This window comes from Methylobacterium sp. Gmos3 (genome assembly GCF_056430985.1).
The window spans coordinates 84,376-99,990 of record NZ_JBWJYL010000006.1 but is presented as its reverse complement, the minus strand read 5'-3'; the positions used below and the strand labels follow the sequence as shown (position 1 = coordinate 99,990).

Annotated in this window: 12 protein-coding genes; 4 read left to right on the top strand and 8 right to left on the bottom strand. The window is 68.9% G+C overall.

Annotated features, from left to right (window positions below):
• Positions 1-136: 136 nt before the first annotated feature.
• Complete coding sequence (locus ACS5Q7_RS13620; protein ID WP_350377065.1) at positions 137-829, top strand: DNA-binding protein; 693 nt, start codon at positions 137-139, stop codon at positions 827-829.
• Positions 830-859: 30 nt separating this feature from the next.
• On the opposite strand, the gene ACS5Q7_RS13615 is transcribed toward ACS5Q7_RS13620, so the two are convergent.
• The 3 genes from ACS5Q7_RS13615 to ACS5Q7_RS13605 are packed head-to-tail and all read right to left on the bottom strand — an operon-like array spanning position 860 to position 2,506.
• Positions 860-1,051 (bottom strand): hypothetical protein, encoded by a 192-nt coding sequence (locus ACS5Q7_RS13615; protein ID WP_350377064.1) that lies wholly within the window; start codon positions 1,049-1,051, stop codon positions 860-862.
• Complete coding sequence (locus tag ACS5Q7_RS13610; protein ID WP_350377063.1) at positions 1,051-2,094, bottom strand: serine/threonine-protein kinase; 1,044 nt, start codon at positions 2,092-2,094, stop codon at positions 1,051-1,053. Before ACS5Q7_RS13610 ends, ACS5Q7_RS13615 begins: the two co-directional genes overlap by 1 nt.
• Positions 2,087-2,506, bottom strand: coding sequence for a hypothetical protein (locus ACS5Q7_RS13605; protein WP_478339845.1), 420 nt, complete (start codon positions 2,504-2,506; stop codon positions 2,087-2,089). Before ACS5Q7_RS13605 ends, ACS5Q7_RS13610 begins: the two co-directional genes overlap by 8 nt.
• A gap of 443 nt (positions 2,507-2,949) precedes the next feature.
• Here ACS5Q7_RS13605 and ACS5Q7_RS13600 point away from each other — a divergent pair, with 443 nt between their 5' ends.
• The 3 genes from ACS5Q7_RS13600 (at position 2,950) to ACS5Q7_RS13590 (ending at position 5,064) form a co-directional block, all read left to right on the top strand.
• Positions 2,950-3,183, top strand: a complete 234-nt coding sequence (locus tag ACS5Q7_RS13600) for a hypothetical protein (protein ID WP_342112192.1) — start codon at positions 2,950-2,952, stop codon at positions 3,181-3,183.
• A gap of 76 nt (positions 3,184-3,259) precedes the next feature.
• The gene (locus ACS5Q7_RS13595) at positions 3,260-4,147 is read left to right on the top strand and encodes a cytochrome b/b6 domain-containing protein (protein ID WP_478339844.1); all 888 of its coding nucleotides are present in this window, start codon (positions 3,260-3,262) and stop codon (positions 4,145-4,147) included.
• Positions 4,144-5,064, top strand: a complete 921-nt coding sequence (locus ACS5Q7_RS13590) for a molybdopterin-binding protein (protein ID WP_478339843.1) — start codon at positions 4,144-4,146, stop codon at positions 5,062-5,064. Before ACS5Q7_RS13595 ends, ACS5Q7_RS13590 begins: the two co-directional genes overlap by 4 nt.
• Positions 5,065-5,102: 38 nt before the next feature.
• Here the strand turns inward: ACS5Q7_RS13590 and ACS5Q7_RS13585 are convergent, their stop codons facing one another.
• The 5 genes from ACS5Q7_RS13585 to ACS5Q7_RS13565 form a co-directional block, all read right to left on the bottom strand.
• Positions 5,103-7,823 (bottom strand): hybrid sensor histidine kinase/response regulator, encoded by a 2,721-nt coding sequence (locus ACS5Q7_RS13585; RefSeq protein WP_478339842.1) that lies wholly within the window; start codon positions 7,821-7,823, stop codon positions 5,103-5,105.
• Between the two features lie 382 nt (positions 7,824-8,205).
• A complete protein-coding gene (locus tag ACS5Q7_RS13580) occupies positions 8,206-10,647 on the bottom strand; it encodes a PAS domain S-box protein (protein ID WP_043759370.1) in 2,442 nt (813 codons plus the stop codon).
• A gap of 127 nt (positions 10,648-10,774) precedes the next feature.
• Positions 10,775-11,170: a response regulator gene (locus ACS5Q7_RS13575; RefSeq protein WP_478339841.1), complete on the bottom strand. Its 396-nt coding sequence runs from the start codon at positions 11,168-11,170 to the stop codon at positions 10,775-10,777.
• Between the two features lie 32 nt (positions 11,171-11,202).
• Positions 11,203-14,781, bottom strand: coding sequence for a PAS domain S-box protein (locus ACS5Q7_RS13570; protein WP_478339840.1), 3,579 nt, complete (start codon positions 14,779-14,781; stop codon positions 11,203-11,205).
• Positions 14,778-15,587 carry a Crp/Fnr family transcriptional regulator gene (locus ACS5Q7_RS13565; RefSeq protein WP_043761454.1) on the bottom strand — a complete coding sequence of 270 codons (810 nt, stop codon included), beginning with the start codon at positions 15,585-15,587 and terminating at the stop codon, positions 14,778-14,780. The genes ACS5Q7_RS13570 and ACS5Q7_RS13565 overlap by 4 nt, the downstream gene beginning before the upstream one ends.
• Between the last annotated feature and the right edge of the window lie 28 nt (positions 15,588-15,615).

Here is a 15,615-nt window from a genome sequence, read left to right as displayed (position 1 = left end):
GGGGCTCGGGGACGGATGCCGTGCGGCTCCGAGGGAAGCGGGAAGCGGGATGCGCTTCCCGTTCTCCGCTTCCCTGGTCTTAAGGTATCCTTGACTGCGTTCGCGGCAGGCTTCGTGCGTCGCGCGAGGTTCCTTGATGCCGTCTGAGAAGCAGGTCTGGCTGGCCGCGGACGAGGTTCACAGGACCGGGGACACGGTCACCCAGGCGCGCGTGATCGAGGTCTTACGCAAGCGCTGGCGTGGCGGGACGCCGCGCCAGGTCGGACCGCACCTGCTGACTTGGAAGGCGGCGCGCAACTACCAGCCACGGTTGGAGGTGAAGGGATTGCCGGAACGCTTGCAGGGCGAGCTCGTCGGCTTCGTCGCGCGCGTCTGGGACGCGGCGCTGGTCGAGGCGGCGCTCCGTTGCGACGACGACCGACGGAAGGCGGAGGCCGAGAGCAGGGCTGCACGCGAGTTGATGGATGAGGCGTACATGGACGCCGAGGTGGCCATCCGGGAGAACGCGACCCTCAAATCACGGCTGGCGGAACGGGAGGCCGAGGTGGCGGCACTTCGGGAGAGGGTCAGCGACCTTGTTGCCGAGGAGTTCTGGGACCGCGTGATGCGCGAGATCGAGGGGGTGCTGCCGGAGAGCGGTTGGGTGCCCGATCACCAAGTGCTCAAGCTCCTGCCGCCGTCGCTCGCCCGGGAAGCCATTTCCCGTGGGAAACCCCTGACGCGCGGCAAGCTCAACGCGAAGATGGGCATCCGGGTGACCCATACGAAATACTTCGAGAGCGAGGAGCGCGGCGACGGCAGCAAGTGGTACCGTCGCAGGGTCGGATGACACGGCCGCCCGACAACCTCGGACGTCGACCTAACGGTCCTTGGGCTGACGGTCGCGCGTCTTGAACGTGACGTACATGCCGTCATCGACGTGGGCTTCACGGAAGTCCTGAGCGGTCCGGACCCGACCGGGTTCGTCCTTCTCGGAACCGGCGGCGGCGTGTCGCCCGCCCAGCGAGGCCCGGGTCAGGTAGCGACTTGGATCGTTCTTGATCTTGGCCATCAGTATGACCCTAGCAGTTTCTGCGCCTCCTTCTCCGAGATGGATGACCTGCATCCGTCGCGGACCCGGCGAGGCTGACCTCCGTTCGTGGTTTTGTACAGGGCGCAGCTCTGGTCCGGCTTCACCTCGAAACGGAGGTCTGTTCCGTTTTCGTTCTTCATCCACGTCCTCGTACCAGCCTTCTCTGTGAAACGCCAGTCGAAGGTCTTGTCGTCGATGGCGGCCAGGGCGTTCGCGACGTCGATGGCGGACTGGTAACGGTCGGCGGGGTCTACCTCGATGCATCGGAGGACGATCTTACGCAGCTTGTTCGGAACGTGTGCCGGGAATTCCGACCGGTTCGGGAACCGACCGGTCGTGACCGCGAACCGGAACGCATCGCGGTCGGCGATCCTCGGTCCGAACTTCGCCAGTTGTGCGTGGAAGGCTTCGTTCCCGACGCACATGCGATAGAGGGTGAGGCCGAACTGGTAGATGTCGAAGGTTCGGTCGAAACGGTCGGACCTGAAGGCCTCCGGCGGGTACATCGGGCCGTAGTGCCTATCCTGCTCGGCCTTGCCGGCGAAGTTCATCCGTCTGGCGAGACCGAAGTCCGACAGGAGCGCCTCGCCGCGGGGCGAGAGCAGGATGTTGTCCGGCTTAACGTCGAAGTGGATAAGTCGCTTCGCGTGGATGTTGTGGAGCCCGGTGAGGACCTGGCAGCCCATCGTCACGATTTCCCGCACCGTCACGTGGCGCCCGCCTGAGATCAGCCCCTTCACCGACCCGTCCCGGTAGTAGGGCATGGCGAGGTACAGGAAGTCGGCGTCCTGGCAGGCGTAGTGGATCTGCACCACGTTCGGATGCGCGCTGGCGTAGAGAGCCTGTGCCTCCGCGAAAAACGCCGCCGGATCGTTGAACCCGGCCTTGGCGACCTGTTTGGCCACGATCTCGGCGTCGAGCTGGTGGTCCCTGACCACGTAGGTGCGCGAGTTGCGTCCGTCGAACCCGATCTCCTTCAGAATGTCGAAGTTGAGCTCGGCTCTCTGGTGAGGCTTAAGCACGGGCGGCTCCCACGGCGCAGAGGAGTGCCTCGCGCCCTTCCTTGGTCATCCTGGCCCAGCCGTTCACCTCCCAGGCCTCGTCGCCGGCGACCAGCGGCTTGAACCGTGCGCGGTCGATGCCGATGCGCGAGGAAATGGATGCGATCTGGCCGACGTAGTAGGCACCGAGGTCGCTGCTCGCGAAGGCTTCCTGGATGACGCCCTCGATCTGCACCCGTGCGAGGTTGCCGCCTCGCGCGGCCGCCTCGGTGACGCGAATGCCGGCCTGCTGCACCCCATACTCCCTGAGGACGTCCAAGAGGTTGCTGCGCACGTACTTCAACGCCTCGGGCGTCGCGAACGCCGCCGGGATCTTGATCTCCTCGATGTTCAGCACGCGCGCCTTCTTGGTGTCGTAGATCGCGAAGGTCACGGCCCTCGGAGCCGCACGGATGCCAATGGTGATCATCGTCCCTCCGTCTTGCCGCCGCGTTCGTAAGGGAGGCGGGCGGTGTTCTCCGCGATTTACTTGAGGTTTGGCAAGCCGTCGGCGCCCATGCCGAGCGCCCTGAATGAGAAGCAGGCGCCGGGAAGACCGGGGCGGATCGCCAACGTGTCGAAAGACAAGGGCCTGTCGCCGCCGCTTTCGGATGATCCGGTCGCGACGCATGCTGAAACCTTTCGAACTGGGCCTCCGTACAGGTCGGCGTACGCCCGGCCAGGGCGCGGCGTGGGGCCTCGCCCTAGCGTCCGGAGAGTTGCGCCCATAGACCATCAATCAGGTAAATTAATTTGATAAATCAGGAACTTGCGGCGCGTTCTTCGTCTTGCCCCACTGTGCGAAAGGGGAGCCCTTCCCCGTACAGGAGACGACGAATGAAGATCACCACCCTCGCGCTCGCCGCTTCGGTCCTCGGAGGCCTCGCGCTCGGAACCGGCGCCGCCTCGGCCGCCCCGATGGGTCCGAACGGCCTTCAGGCCGGCCCGGCAGGCATCACGCAAGTCCGCATGACGCATAGCGAGCGCATGATGATGAAGAAGCGCATGATGCATAAGAAGATGATGAAGCGCCGGATGATGAAGCGGAAGATGATGATGAACCGCATGTAAGCGGCCATCCCGAACGCGGCGGCCCGGCCCTCGGTCCGGTCGCCGCGCCCCTCGGTCCCCAGGACGAGCCGCCCTCGTGCCCCGCACCTACCTGACGCGCTCCGCCCCCGACACCGGCGAGGTGGAGCATCGGCGCTGGATGTTCCGGCACCCCGCCGTCATCCGGATCACCCACTGGATCAACGCACTATGCCTGCTCGTTCTGCTGATGAGCGGCCTGCAGATCTTTAACGCCCACCCGGCCCTGTACTGGGGCAAGGTCTCGACCTTCGACACGCCGATGCTGTCGATGACCTCGACCGAGGACGACCCGCCCAAGGGCGTCACCACGGTCCTGGGCCGCACGTTCGACACGACCGGCTGGCTCGGCTCCTCGCCCGGTGCCGACGGCGAGCCGGCAGACCGCGGCTTCCCGTCGTGGCTGACGCTGCCGAGCGACCAGGATCTCACGGGAGGGCGCTCCTGGCACTTCTTCTTCGCTTGGGCCTTCGTCCTGAACGGCGCCCTGTACCTTCTGTACGGGCTGCTGAGCGGCCAACTTCGCTTCCGCGTCGTGCCCCAGCGCGACCAGGTCCGGCATTTCGCCGCCTCGGTATGGGAGCACCTGACCCTGCGCTTCCCGCAAGGCGACGAGGCCAAGCGCTACAACGTCATCCAGAAGCTCACCTACGCCGTCGTACTGTTCGTGCTGCTGCCGGTGCAGGTGCTGGCCGGGCTGGCGATGTCGCCGGCCATGGATGCGGCGTTCCCGTTCCTGCTGACACTGTTCGATGGGCGACAGTCGGCCCGCACGGTCCATTTCGTCGTGGCGGCCCTGCTGGTTCTGTTCGTGTTCGTCCACGTCGCCCTGGTCGTGCTCTCTGGGTTTTGGAACAACATGCGCGGCATGCTCACCGGCTGGTTCGTGATCGAGCGCCGGATCGAGCCCGCTGCGGGGGATGATGTTCGGGAGCACCGCGCATGATCCAGCCGCCCAGCCGACGCTCCCTCCTGCTCGGCGCCACCGCCGTGGCCGGCACCGCGATGCTCGGTGGCTGCGACCGCCTCGGCGAGGCCGACTGGTTCCGGCGCACGCTCAAGACCGGCGAAGATGCCAACCTGTTCGTACAACGGCTGCTCCTCACGGAGCGAACGCTCGCGCCCGAGTACGCCGAGGCCGACATCTCGCCGTGGTTCAAGCCGAACGGCACCGAGGACCCACCGGACAGGGCCTACAAGGCGCTGGCGCGGCGCAAGTTCGCGGACTACCGGCTGGAGGTGGGCGGCCTCGTCGAGACCCCGCTGAAGCTCTCCCTGGCCGAGCTGCGCAAGCTTCCTTCCCGGACGCAGATCACCCGGCATGACTGCGTCGAGGGGTGGAGCTGCATCGGCAAGTGGACCGGCGTGCCCCTGTCCGAGATCCTGGACCGGGCACGGCTCAAACCGCAGGCGCGCTACGTCGTGTTCCGCTGCGCCGACACGATGGACCAGGGCGAGGACGAGGGCGCCGAAGGGGATGGGACGGAGGACGTCTCGTCCGGCGGCAACGCCAACCCTGCGATGACGAAGCAATCGGGCGAGGGGGAGGACAAGCGTGATTCCGGGGGCCAGCAAGCCGCCGAGGGAAGCTCCGCCGGCGACGACGCGTCCGTTCGCTACTACGAGAGCATCGACTTGGTGGATGCCTTCCACCCCCAGACCATCCTCGCCTACGAGTTGAACGGAAAAGCCCTGCCCGTGGCGAACGGTGCCCCCCTGCGGCTGCGCCTCGAACGCAACCTCGGCTACAAGCAGGCCAAGTACGTGATGCGCGTCGAGGTGGTGGAGAGCTTCGCCGAAATCGGCGAGGGCAAGGGCGGCTACTGGGAGGACCAGGGCTATGCCTGGCATGCCGGAATCTGATCTCCTGCGGCGAACGGACGACCGGTCAGACGCCCCGCCTAGCGTTCCGCGATGAGCTCCTTGATGCGGGTGGCGAGCGTCTCCAGCACGAACGGCTTGGTCAGGACCTGCATGCCGGGTCGGAGATAGCCGTTCCCCAGAACGGCGTTCTCGGCGTAGCCGGTGATGAACAGCACCTTCAGGTCGGGGCGCCGCTCACGGCCAGCGTCGGCCATCTGCCGCCCGTTCATCCCGCCCGGCAGGCCGACGTCGGTCACTAGCAGGTCGATGCGCACGTCCGACTGAAGTACCTTCAGCCCGGCGACGCTGTCGGCGGCCTCGATGGCGGTGTAGCCGAGATCCTCCAGCACCTCGGTGACCAGCATGCGCACGGAGGGCTCGTCGTCGACGATCAGCACCGTCTCGCCCTGGCCGGCCTGCTCCACTTCGGCAAGCCTGCGGGCCACCTCGTCCTCGTCGGCCTCGCCGTAGTGCCGCGGCAGGTACAGGCAGACCATCGTCCCCTCACCGACCTCGGAGTAGATCCGCACCTGCCCGCCGGACTGCTTGGCGAAGCCGTAGACCATGGACAGGCCGAGGCCGGTGCCCTCGCCGGTGGGCTTGGTCGTGAAGAACGGCTCGAACACCTTTCCGATCAGGTCCGGCGCCATGCCGGTGCCGGTGTCGGTCACGCAGACGCCGAGGTACTGGCCGGGAGCGAGATCGTGCTGGCGGCCGCCGGCCTCGTCGATCCAGCGGTTGGCGGTCTCGATGGTGATGCGACCGCCGTCCGGCATCGCGTCGCGGGCGTTGATGCACAGGTTGAGCAGCGCGTTCTCCAATTGCCCCGGGTCGATCAGCGCCGGCCACAGGCCCGCGAGGCCGACGACCTCAAGGTGGACGGCCGGGCCCACGGTGCGCCGGATCAGCTCCTCCATGTCGGTGACGAGACGGTTCACGTTGGTGGGCTTCGGGTCGAGGGTCTGGCGGCGGGAGAAGGCGAGCAGGCGGTGGGTCAGGGCGGCAGCCTGCTTGGCCGCGCCCTGGGCGACGGTCATGTATCGGTCGAGGTCACCCATCCGCCCCTGGCTCATCCGGGTCTGCATGAGTTCCAGCGAGCCTGAGATGCCCGCGAGCAGGTTGTTGAAGTCGTGCGCGAGGCCGCCGGTGAGTTGTCCGACCGCCTCCATCTTCTGCGCCTGCCGCAGGGCCTCCTCCGTCTTTGCCAGCGCCTCGGCCTGCCGCTTGCTCTCGGTCACGTCGCGTACGGACGAGTAGATCAGCCCGTCGCGCGGCACGGCGTTCCAGGACAGCCAGACGTAGCTGCCGTCCTTGCGGCGGTAGCGGTTCTCGAACGTAAGCTGCGCCTCCCCGCGCGACAGACCCTCCGCCGCCGCCACGGTCGCCTCGACGTCGTCGGGGTGGACGAGATCGAGGAACGGGCGCGCCTTCATCTCGGCATCGGTCCAGCCGAGCGTTTGCGGCCAGGCTGGGTTGAGGCCGACGAAGTAGCCTTCGAAATTGGCCACGCACAGCAGGTCGGACGAGGCCTGCCAGATCTGGTCGCGCTCGGCGGTCCGGGCGGCGACTTGGCGGGCGAGGTCGGCCTCGGTCTGCACCCGGACGGTCACGTCCTGCACGAAGATGTGGAAGCCGTCGACGCGAGCGTCGGCGTCCCGGCGCGGCAGGTATCGGATCTCGGCGACGCGGGGACGCCCGTCGCGGTGGGGCCAGTCCATCTCAAAGGTGACGGGTTCACCCGCGAGGGCCCGGTCGATGTACGGCCGACGTGCCGCGTAGGCGTCCGGCCCGAGCAGGTCCCGGACGTCCCGGCCGACAATCTCGCCGGCGGGGATAAAGAACCAGTCGACATAGGCCTCGTTGGCGAAGCGGTAGACGTGGTCCGCGCCGATGAAGGCGATAAGCACCGGAAGGGCGTCAGCGATCAGGCGCAACTCGCGCTCGCCGGCCTCGGCGCGCTGCTCGACACGGCGCCTCTCGGTGATGTCCGAGAAGAAGATCGCGACCCGGTGCGCGGAGGGTTCGCCGGTGCGCAGGGCCCTGACGTCGAACCAACGCCCGAACACGTCGGCGTAATGCTCGAAGTGGGCGGGCTCGCCGGTCAGCGCGACTTGGCCGTAGGTGTCGAACCAATGCCGCTCCAGGTCCGGCGCGAACTCGCTCACCCACCTGCCGGCGACGTCTGCTCCGGTCTGCGCGACGAAGGCGGGGTTGGCCTCGACGATGCGGTAGTCGATGGCGCGTTCGCCCTCGAACTTCATCTCGACGATGCAGAACCCGACCTCGATGCTCTCGAACAGGGTCCGGTAGCGCGCCTCGTTCTCGCGCAGAGCGACCTCCGCACGTGTACGCTCCGTGACGTCGTGGCCCTCGACGAAGATGCCCTCGACCCGCCCGTCCGGGCCGGCGACCGGTTGATAGACGAAGTCGAGGTAGCGCTCCGTGATCGCCCCTCCCGCGACGGGCTGGAGATCGAGCCTGGCACCCGTCGCCGTGTGAGGTCGGCCTGTGCGGAACACCTCGTCGAGCAGGTCGACGTAACCCTGGGCGGCAGCCTCCGGCAGTGCCTCCGCCACGGTACGGTCGGCCACGTCGCGACCGTCGACGATGCGTTGGTAGGCGGCGTTGGTCAGCGTGAAGCGGTGCTCGGGGCCGCTCAGGAGGGCGATGAAGCTCGGAGCCTGTTCGAACATCTGCGCGAGGGAAGCCGAATGCCCACGCAACCGGCGAACCTCGGCTTCCAGTTCCTCGCGGGCCATCGTTCCCGGGTCCGGTGTGGGTGCGTGCATGCTGGCTCGATAGTTTCCGACCGCTTCGCCCGCGACGGGTCGGAAGATGCAAACTCAATGATGTGGTGGCACGGTCGGGAGTGGCGGCCGACCGCAGCGGCGCGTGCGGTCAGAACGCGTTGATCGGACCGGGTGGCTGCGGTGCCGGCGGCTCCGTCGGCGGATCGCCCTCGGGCGGCGCCGGGTCCGGCGGCGGGTCGACGATGGGTGGCAACGGCTCGTCCCCTGGGCGTGGCGTGTCCGATTGCATGACCTTGTCCCCTTGGCGCGTCCGGCTGGCGCCGAAAGATAACGCGCGCGGTCCCTGGCGGATGCGCACTCGCCCGACGCTTTCAGCCGCGTGCATCACCCGTCAGCCGAACGTCAGTGCCAACCGCTCCCGCAGGGCCTTGCGCAGGGCCCGGCTGAGGTCGGCCACTGAATAGGGCTTGCCCAGCAGCGGGAAGCCGTCGGTGCCTTCGAAGGCCAGCACGTGGCTGTAGCCGGAGGTCAGAACGACCGGCAAATAGGGCCACCGCCGCCGGATCTCCCTGGCCAGGTCGACCCCGTTCATGCCGGGCATCACCACGTCGGAGAAGACCACCTCGAACCGCTGGCCTGAGGCTTCGATCTCCGCCAGGGCGGCCTGGGCGTCCTTCACCCAGACGGCCTGGTAACCGAGTTCGCCGAGCGCTTGCGTGGCGAAGGCGCCGACTTCGACGTTGTCCTCGACGACCAGGACCGGGGTGCCGTGGCCTTCGGGCAGTGGTCCAGGATCGTCACGCGCGGGTTCCCGAGCCGAGCCATCGGCGGAGCGGGGGAGAAACAGGGTGAAGGTGGTCCCGGCGCCGACCTCGCTATCGACCGCGACGTCGCCGCCTGACTGCTTGGCGAAGCCGAACACTTGGCTCAGGCCCAGCCCGGTGCCGTGGCCGACGCCCTTCGTCGTGAAGAACGGCTCGAAGATGCGTTCGAGCAAGTCAGGCTCGATGCCGCCGCCGGTGTCTGAGACCGACACGGCCACGAAGTCGCCCGGCACTGCCGGGTGCGAGCGCAAGGTCGGGATGCGGTCGACGCGCCTGACCGCGATGCGCAACCGACCCTCGCCCTGCATCGCGTCGCGGGCATTCACCACGAGGTTCACCAGCGCGGTGTCGAACTGGCTCGGGTCGGCATCGACGTGGCAGGGCAGCCGCTCGCCGTCCGCATCCTGGCCGGCATCGGTGTCGGTTTCAACGCGGATGCGCGCGCCGGTGAGCGTGCGCACCATGTCGGCGATGGCGGCCACCGACTGCGCGGCATCGAATACGGTCGGGCGCAGCGCCTGCCGTCGCGCAAACGCGAGCAACTGGCTGGTCAACTTGGCGGCACGGTCGACCGTGTCGGATATGGCGTCGACGTAGCGGCTCCGGCGCTCCTCACTCAGGCTCGGGCGCTTCAGGAGGTCGGTGGAGGATTTGATGACGGTCAGCAGGTTGTTGAAATCGTGCGCGACGCCGCCTGTCAGCTGCCCGACCGCTTCCATTTTCTGCGATTGCCGCAACTGCTCCTCAAGGGCCCGACGCTCGGTCACGTCCCGGCCGGTTGCGTGGAAGCGGTCCCCCTGCGGGATGGCGTTCCACGAGATCCAGCGGTGGCCGCCGTCCGCCGTCCTGAAGCGGACGTCCAGGTCGGAGAGGGGCAGGCCGGCGCGCAGCATCTCGAAGGCGCGTGACGCGGCCTCCTGGTCGTCCGCATGCACGAGGCTGTCGATGCGCACCCCGATGAGGCTGCCGGCCGGCCAGCCGAGCGTCTCGGCCCAGGCCGGGCCGACGGCGCGGATACTCCCGTCGAGACCACAGACGACGAGCAGGTCGCGGCTCGTCCGCCAGACCAAGTCGCGTTCGACCAGGTTGTCGCGGTCACGGGCCTCCCGCCGCTCTTCGCCCTCCTGCCTGACGGTGGCGTCCTCGAACAGCACGGCGACCCGGTTCTGCGCCTGGCTGCCGATGCGCACCGCATGCACGTCGAACACGCGCCCCAGCCGGGACGCCGCGCCCCTGAACCGCGCGTCGCGTCCCGTGCGGGCGACCTCGCCGTAGGTGTCGAACCAGTGCCGCTCAAGCTCGGGTTCGAGCTCGCGCATCCAGCGGCCCTCGGCGTTCGCGAGCCCGGACTGGCGCTCGAAGGCGGCGTTGACCTCGACGAAGCGGTAGTCCTCGGCCCGGCCTTCCCCGTCGAACCGCATCTCGATGATGCAAAACCCGGCCTCGCCGTCCTCCAGCAGGCTGCGGAAGGAGGCGCCCCGCCGGACGGCGTTGCCCTCCTGCTCACGGAAACGCGTGAGGTCGAGTTGGCTGCCGAAGAAGAACAGCAGCTCGCCATGCGGGCCGAAGACCGGGCTGACGTAGAGCTCGTTGACGAAGGGGCTGCCGTCGCGCCGGTAGTTCAACAACTCCACGACCACGTCCCGCCGTGCCGCGATGGCATCCCGGATGCGGGCGACGTGGGCCGGGTCGGTCTCCGGCCCCTGGAGGAAGCGGCAGTTACGTCCGATCAACTCCTCCGCCGCGTAGCCGGAGAGTTCCAGGAAGGCGCGGTTGGCGAAGACGATGGGGTTGTCGGGGAGGTTCGGGTCGGTGACGATCATCGCCATCCGCGTCTTGTCGGCGGCGGTGAACAGCAGATCGGGCCTGAGGGTCCCGACGCCGGCCTCGCTGGCGGTCGAAGGTGCATGCGGTTCCCGACCGGCACGCAGGCGGGCGACCTCCGCCAGCAACTCGCTCTCGCGCCGGCGCAGCCGCTCGACCTCCCCCCGAAGATCCTCGATGCTCATGGCCTGGATCTCTAAAGGGCGTCCATTCGGGAACTAACGCCCTCGGGGGCGACAGAACGGAAATCGGATGCGGCCTTTGGTCGGGTCGAGGCCTCGTGCGGTTTGGCCGAACAGGAAGTCGACGTCATCATCGGCTTTCGGTCCTCGCCGACACGGCCCGGTCGATGGCGGCGTGGAAGCGGCTTTCAATGAATGGGCGTTCGACGAAGGGAACGTGCCCGGGCAAGGCCTCGGGGCGAGGCGTCACTTGTGCCGACACGACGACGACGGCCACGCCCGACCGAAGGCGGGTGACCTCGCGCGCGAGCGCCAGGCCGTCCATCGTGCCCGGCATGCGCACGTCGGTGATCATCAGGGTGACCGTGCCGTCCAGATGTTCCAGCGCCTGGGCGGCGTTTCCGGCTTCGACAACGGCGTAGCCCTTCGCTTCGAGGAGGTCGCGGACCTCCAAGCGGAAGAGCATCTCGTCCTCGACCACCAGGGCCGTCTTCGCGTCCGGGGCATCCGTCATGGCGAGCGGCAACGGCCCGCGCGACCCTTCGTTGCGTCGCCCCGTCAAACGACCGCCTGGAAGTCGGCCAGCGCCGCCTCGACGACGCACGCCACACCCTCCGGGCGGTAGTCGAGGGCTAGGTTGGCGTTGACTTGTGCCGTCAGCCCACGCTCGATCAGCCGCGACCCGAACCCTTTTCGCGATGGCGGCACGACCAGTGGACCGCCAATTTCCATCCATGCGATGCGCAGCCGCGGCGCATCTTCCGGCCCAACCAGCGAGGCCGTCAACGCGACCCTGCCGTGGGGTACGGACAGGGAGCCGTACTTGACCGCGTTGGTGGTCAACTCGTGCAGGGTCAGGGCGAGGGACAAGGCGGCCTTGCCGCCGATCTCGACGTCCGGCCCCTCGAACGCGACGCGCCGCCCCGCCGATTCCTGGACGCCGACCCCCTCCCGGACCACTGCCGCCAGGGAGGCGCTCTCGGCAGCGCCGCCGAGGAGCACGTCGTGCGCCTTGCCGAGCGCGACCAGCCGGCTGCCCAGGACCTCGCGCGCCGCGTCCATGTCGGTGGCGCCGCGCAGGGTCGAGGCGGCGATGGCCTGCACCATCGCCAGCAGGTTCTTCATGCGGTGCGAGAGCTCCTGGTTGAGCAGGTCCTGCCGTTCCTCGGCCCGGCGGCGGGTGTCGATGTCGGACACGGCGACGACCGCGCCGACCACCGTGCCGGCCTCGTCGCGCATCGGCGCACCCGCGATCTCGATCCAGAGCCGGGTGCCGTCGCCACGCTGGTACTCGCAGCGCATCTCGGCGTGTTCCATTCCCTCTCGGATGATGCGGCTGAGCGGGTAATCGGCGGCCTCGACCAGCCGGCCGTCCTCGTGGAAGGCGACCCATTCGCCGTAGCTGTCGGCGTTGGGCGACGGCAGGATGGGATGGCGGAGGATCTCCTCCAGCCGCCGGTTGCCGGCGACGATGTGACCGGACGGCGCCTCCGCGAACAGTATGCCGACCGGTACCGTGTCGAGCACGGCCCGCAACGTCGCCTCGCTGGCTTGCAGGGCCTGGCGGGCGCGGTGCTGTTCCGTGAGGTCGCGCGTGACGGTGCCGTAGCCGAGCTTGCGCCCGTCAGCGTCGCGCACGGGAAAGAGGTTGTACAAGACCGGGACCGCCACCCCGGTGACCACGTGGCGGAAGTGCAGTTCGCCTTCCCAGAAGCCGTCCCGCTCCGCCGCCGGCAGAACCTCGTCGAGGACGCGCGCGCGCTCCTCCGGCACGAAGTAGTCCACGATGGGCATGGCCCTGGCCGCGGCGAGGTCGGGCAGGCCGATGAGGCGTCGGCCGGCCTCGTTGACGAAATCGACGCTCCCGTCGGGGGCAGCCAGGCCGATGAAGTCCTGGCTCTGCTCGACCAGGGCGGCGAGGCGGCGCGTCTCGGCATCGGCCCGGCGCTGGTCGCCGACGTCGACCAGGACGGTCACCGCGGCCTGGATCGCGCCCTCGGCGTCGCGCACGGGTCCGCTCGACACCTCCAGGAGGCGCAGCTCGCCCGTCGCAGGGTTGCGATAGCGCATCTCCTCGCCCCGCACCGTCTCGCCCTTCCGCAGGGCGCGGAGGGTCGGGTACTCGGCCGGCTCGTACCTTTGACCGTCCGGGTGCAGGGCGCCGTAGGAGACGTAGCGGGCGTCGCCCTCCGTCCCGAGCCCATGGCCGAGGATCTCCTCGGCCTTGGCGTTCAACGACGATGGCATGCCGGCCTCGGCCCCGGCGATGGAGATGCCGACGGGGGCCTGACGGAAGATCGACTCCAGCAAGCCGCGCTCAATCCCGAGGCGGCGCTCGCTCTCCCTCATCGCGTCCTCGGCCCGCTTGCGCTCGGTCAGGTCGAGCATCGCGCCGATCATTCGGCAGGCCCGGCCCTGGGCGTCACGCATGACGTGGCCGCGGTCGAGGACATGCGCGTAGGAGCCGTCCGCGCGGCGGAAGCGGTACTCGTCCGTCCAGGTCGTGCCGACGCCGTCGATGACGGCGTGGATCGAGGCGTCGATGCGGGCGCGGTCCTCGGGATGGATCTGCGCGATCCACCAGTCGCCGGTCGGCTCGACCGTCTCGGGTGCATGGCCGTAGGCCTCGGTGAGGGCCTCGTTCCAGAGAACGTGGTTGGTGGCGAGGTCCCAGTCCCAAATCGCGTCGTTGGTGGCCCGGGCCGCAAGCCTGTAGCGGTCCTGGCTCTCCTGCAGGCGGGCGGCGGCTTCCTTCTGCTCCGTCCGGTCGCGCAGGATCTTCACGAATCCGATTGCGGCGCCTGCCTCGTCGCTCAGGACCATCATCTCGCCGTTGGCCCAGAAGCGCTCACCGTCGCGGCGCAGGTGCCAGCGCTCGTCGATGCCGGTGCCCTTCTCAAGGGCCGACTGCATCTCCATGGCCGGGATGCCGTCGCGCCGGTCCTCGGGCGTGAAGAACGCGTCGGCGGTCTGGCCGCACATTTCCTCGGGACGCCAGCCGAGGATGCGGGTCGCGCCGGCGTTCCAGTCCGTGATCCGGCCGTCGAGGTCGAGCAGAATGATGGCATAGTCCTGCGCACTGTCGAACACGGCGCGGCGCCGGTACTCGGTCAGGGCTGCCGCTCGGTTGGCGGCGCGCTCGCCGGCCTCGGCAAGGCCGGAGGCGACGGAACCGGCGAGGACGCCGAGAACCTGTAGGTCCTCCTCCGCGAACGCGCCCAGGCGGCTCGATTGCAGCTTCAGGACACCGACCACGACGCCGCCACGGCGGACGGGCACCAGCATGCACGAGCGCTGGCGGAGCCGCTCGGCCAGTTCAGGATCGACCCGGTCATCGCTTAGGACATCGGGGACGAGGAGCGGGACGCCTTCCCGGTAGCAGGCACCCGCGAGGCTTCCCCGGAGCGGGACGCGAAGGCCGAGATGCGGCGCGAGGCTCTCCGTGACGGCGCGGTAGACCAGGGTATCCCCCTCGCGGATCTCGACCGTGCCGGCCTCGGCGGCGGGGACGGCGTGCATCGCGCCGGCAAGCACGGCCCGGAAGCTCTCGTCGAGGTCGCCACCCGCCGCAGCGACGCCGGCCAGGGTCACGGCGACAGCCTCGCCCTGACGCCCGGCGCGATCCCGGTCCGACCTGGAGCGGCGCAGCAGGAGCTGGTCCATGACCTGGCGGGCGAGCGCCTCCAGGTCCGCAACCTGTTCCGTGGAGAGGCCCCCCGGGCGCGGGACGTGGTCGATCACGCACAGGCTGCCGAGCACCTGCCCGTCGGGCGTGCGGATGGGCGCGCCGGCGTAAAATCGCAGGTGTGGCTCGCCGGTCACGAGCGGGTTGGCGCAGGTGCGCGCGTCGCGTGTGAGGTCCGGTATCTGCAGGACGCCGGGTTCGGCCAGCACGAACTTGCACACCGAGCGGTCGAGGTCGGTCTCGCAGGACGGAAAGCCTGCGCGGGCCTTGAACCACTGGCGGTCGCGGTCGACCAGGCTGACAAGCGCCACCGGTACGGCGCAGAGGCGGCGCGCGAGATGGACGATGTCGTCGAAGCCGCGTTCGGGCGGGGTGTCGAGGATGTCGAACGCGGCGAGCGCGGACAGCCGCGCGTCCTCCTCGACCCGGACGGGACGCGTGACCTGGTTCACGGGGTCGCGTCCTTCACGAGCCCGGACGGGGGACGCAGCCGTTCCGGCTCGCCGACGTCGACGGCGACGATGCGGCCGCTCGGGGCGTAGACGGCGCCCATCACCTCCTCGAAGTGCTTCCGCACGGCGGCGTGGCACTCGCACGAGCCTGCCTCGGCGCGCTCCCTGTCCGGAAGGGTGATGCGTCCGTGGCCGATGGTGATCAGGCGGTCGCGCTGCATCCGCCCGAGCACCTCGGTCAGGTAGGCGCGGCGCACCCCGAGCATGTCGGCCAGGAGCTCGTGGGTGACAGGGAGTTCGGGCGTGCCGATCCGGTCCTGCAGGGTCAGGAGCCAGCGCAGGCAGCGCCGCTCGATGGTGTGGGCGGCGTTGCAGGCGACCGACTGCAGTACCTGCGCCAGCAGGCAGTCGGCGTAGCGCACGAACAGGTCGCGGATGCCCTTCGAGGCCTGCTTGGCCTCCGACAGACGCGCAGCGTCGATCCGGATGACCGGGCCGCCGACCTGGACGACCGCCTGTCCGAATGCCGGTAGGTAACCGTGGCTGACGACCCCGCCCATCGCGCCCTCGCGACCGACCGTGGCGGTCTCGACGGACTTCCCGTCCATGAGCGGCACCACCAAGGTGACGACGCAATGATGCGCGGGGAAGGTGACGTGACTGACGTCGTCGCCGGCACGGAACAACACGTCGCCGCGCCGGACCTCTCGGCGTTCGGCGTGCGGTGCCAGGAGGGCGCGGTCGGCCGCGTCGAGGGCTTCGAGCAGCAGGTTGCCGTCGATGGGGGGCGAAGGTCGGATGTTCACGGGGATGGTCGCAGTGCTGGCCGTCGGG

Coding starts and splice junctions, on each gene's coding strand:
- ACS5Q7_RS13620 (WP_350377065.1), top strand. CDS start 137: ATGCCGTCTGAGAAGCAGGTCTGGCTGGCCGCGGACGAGGTTCACAGG.
- ACS5Q7_RS13615 (WP_350377064.1), bottom strand. CDS start 1,051: ATGGCCAAGATCAAGAACGATCCAAGTCGCTACCTGACCCGGGCCTCG.
- ACS5Q7_RS13600 (WP_342112192.1), top strand. CDS start 2,950: ATGAAGATCACCACCCTCGCGCTCGCCGCTTCGGTCCTCGGAGGCCTC.
- ACS5Q7_RS13590 (WP_478339843.1), top strand. CDS start 4,144: ATGATCCAGCCGCCCAGCCGACGCTCCCTCCTGCTCGGCGCCACCGCC.
- ACS5Q7_RS13585 (WP_478339842.1), bottom strand. CDS start 7,823: ATGGCCCGCGAGGAACTGGAAGCCGAGGTTCGCCGGTTGCGTGGGCAT.
- ACS5Q7_RS13580 (WP_043759370.1), bottom strand. CDS start 10,647: ATGAGCATCGAGGATCTTCGGGGGGAGGTCGAGCGGCTGCGCCGGCGC.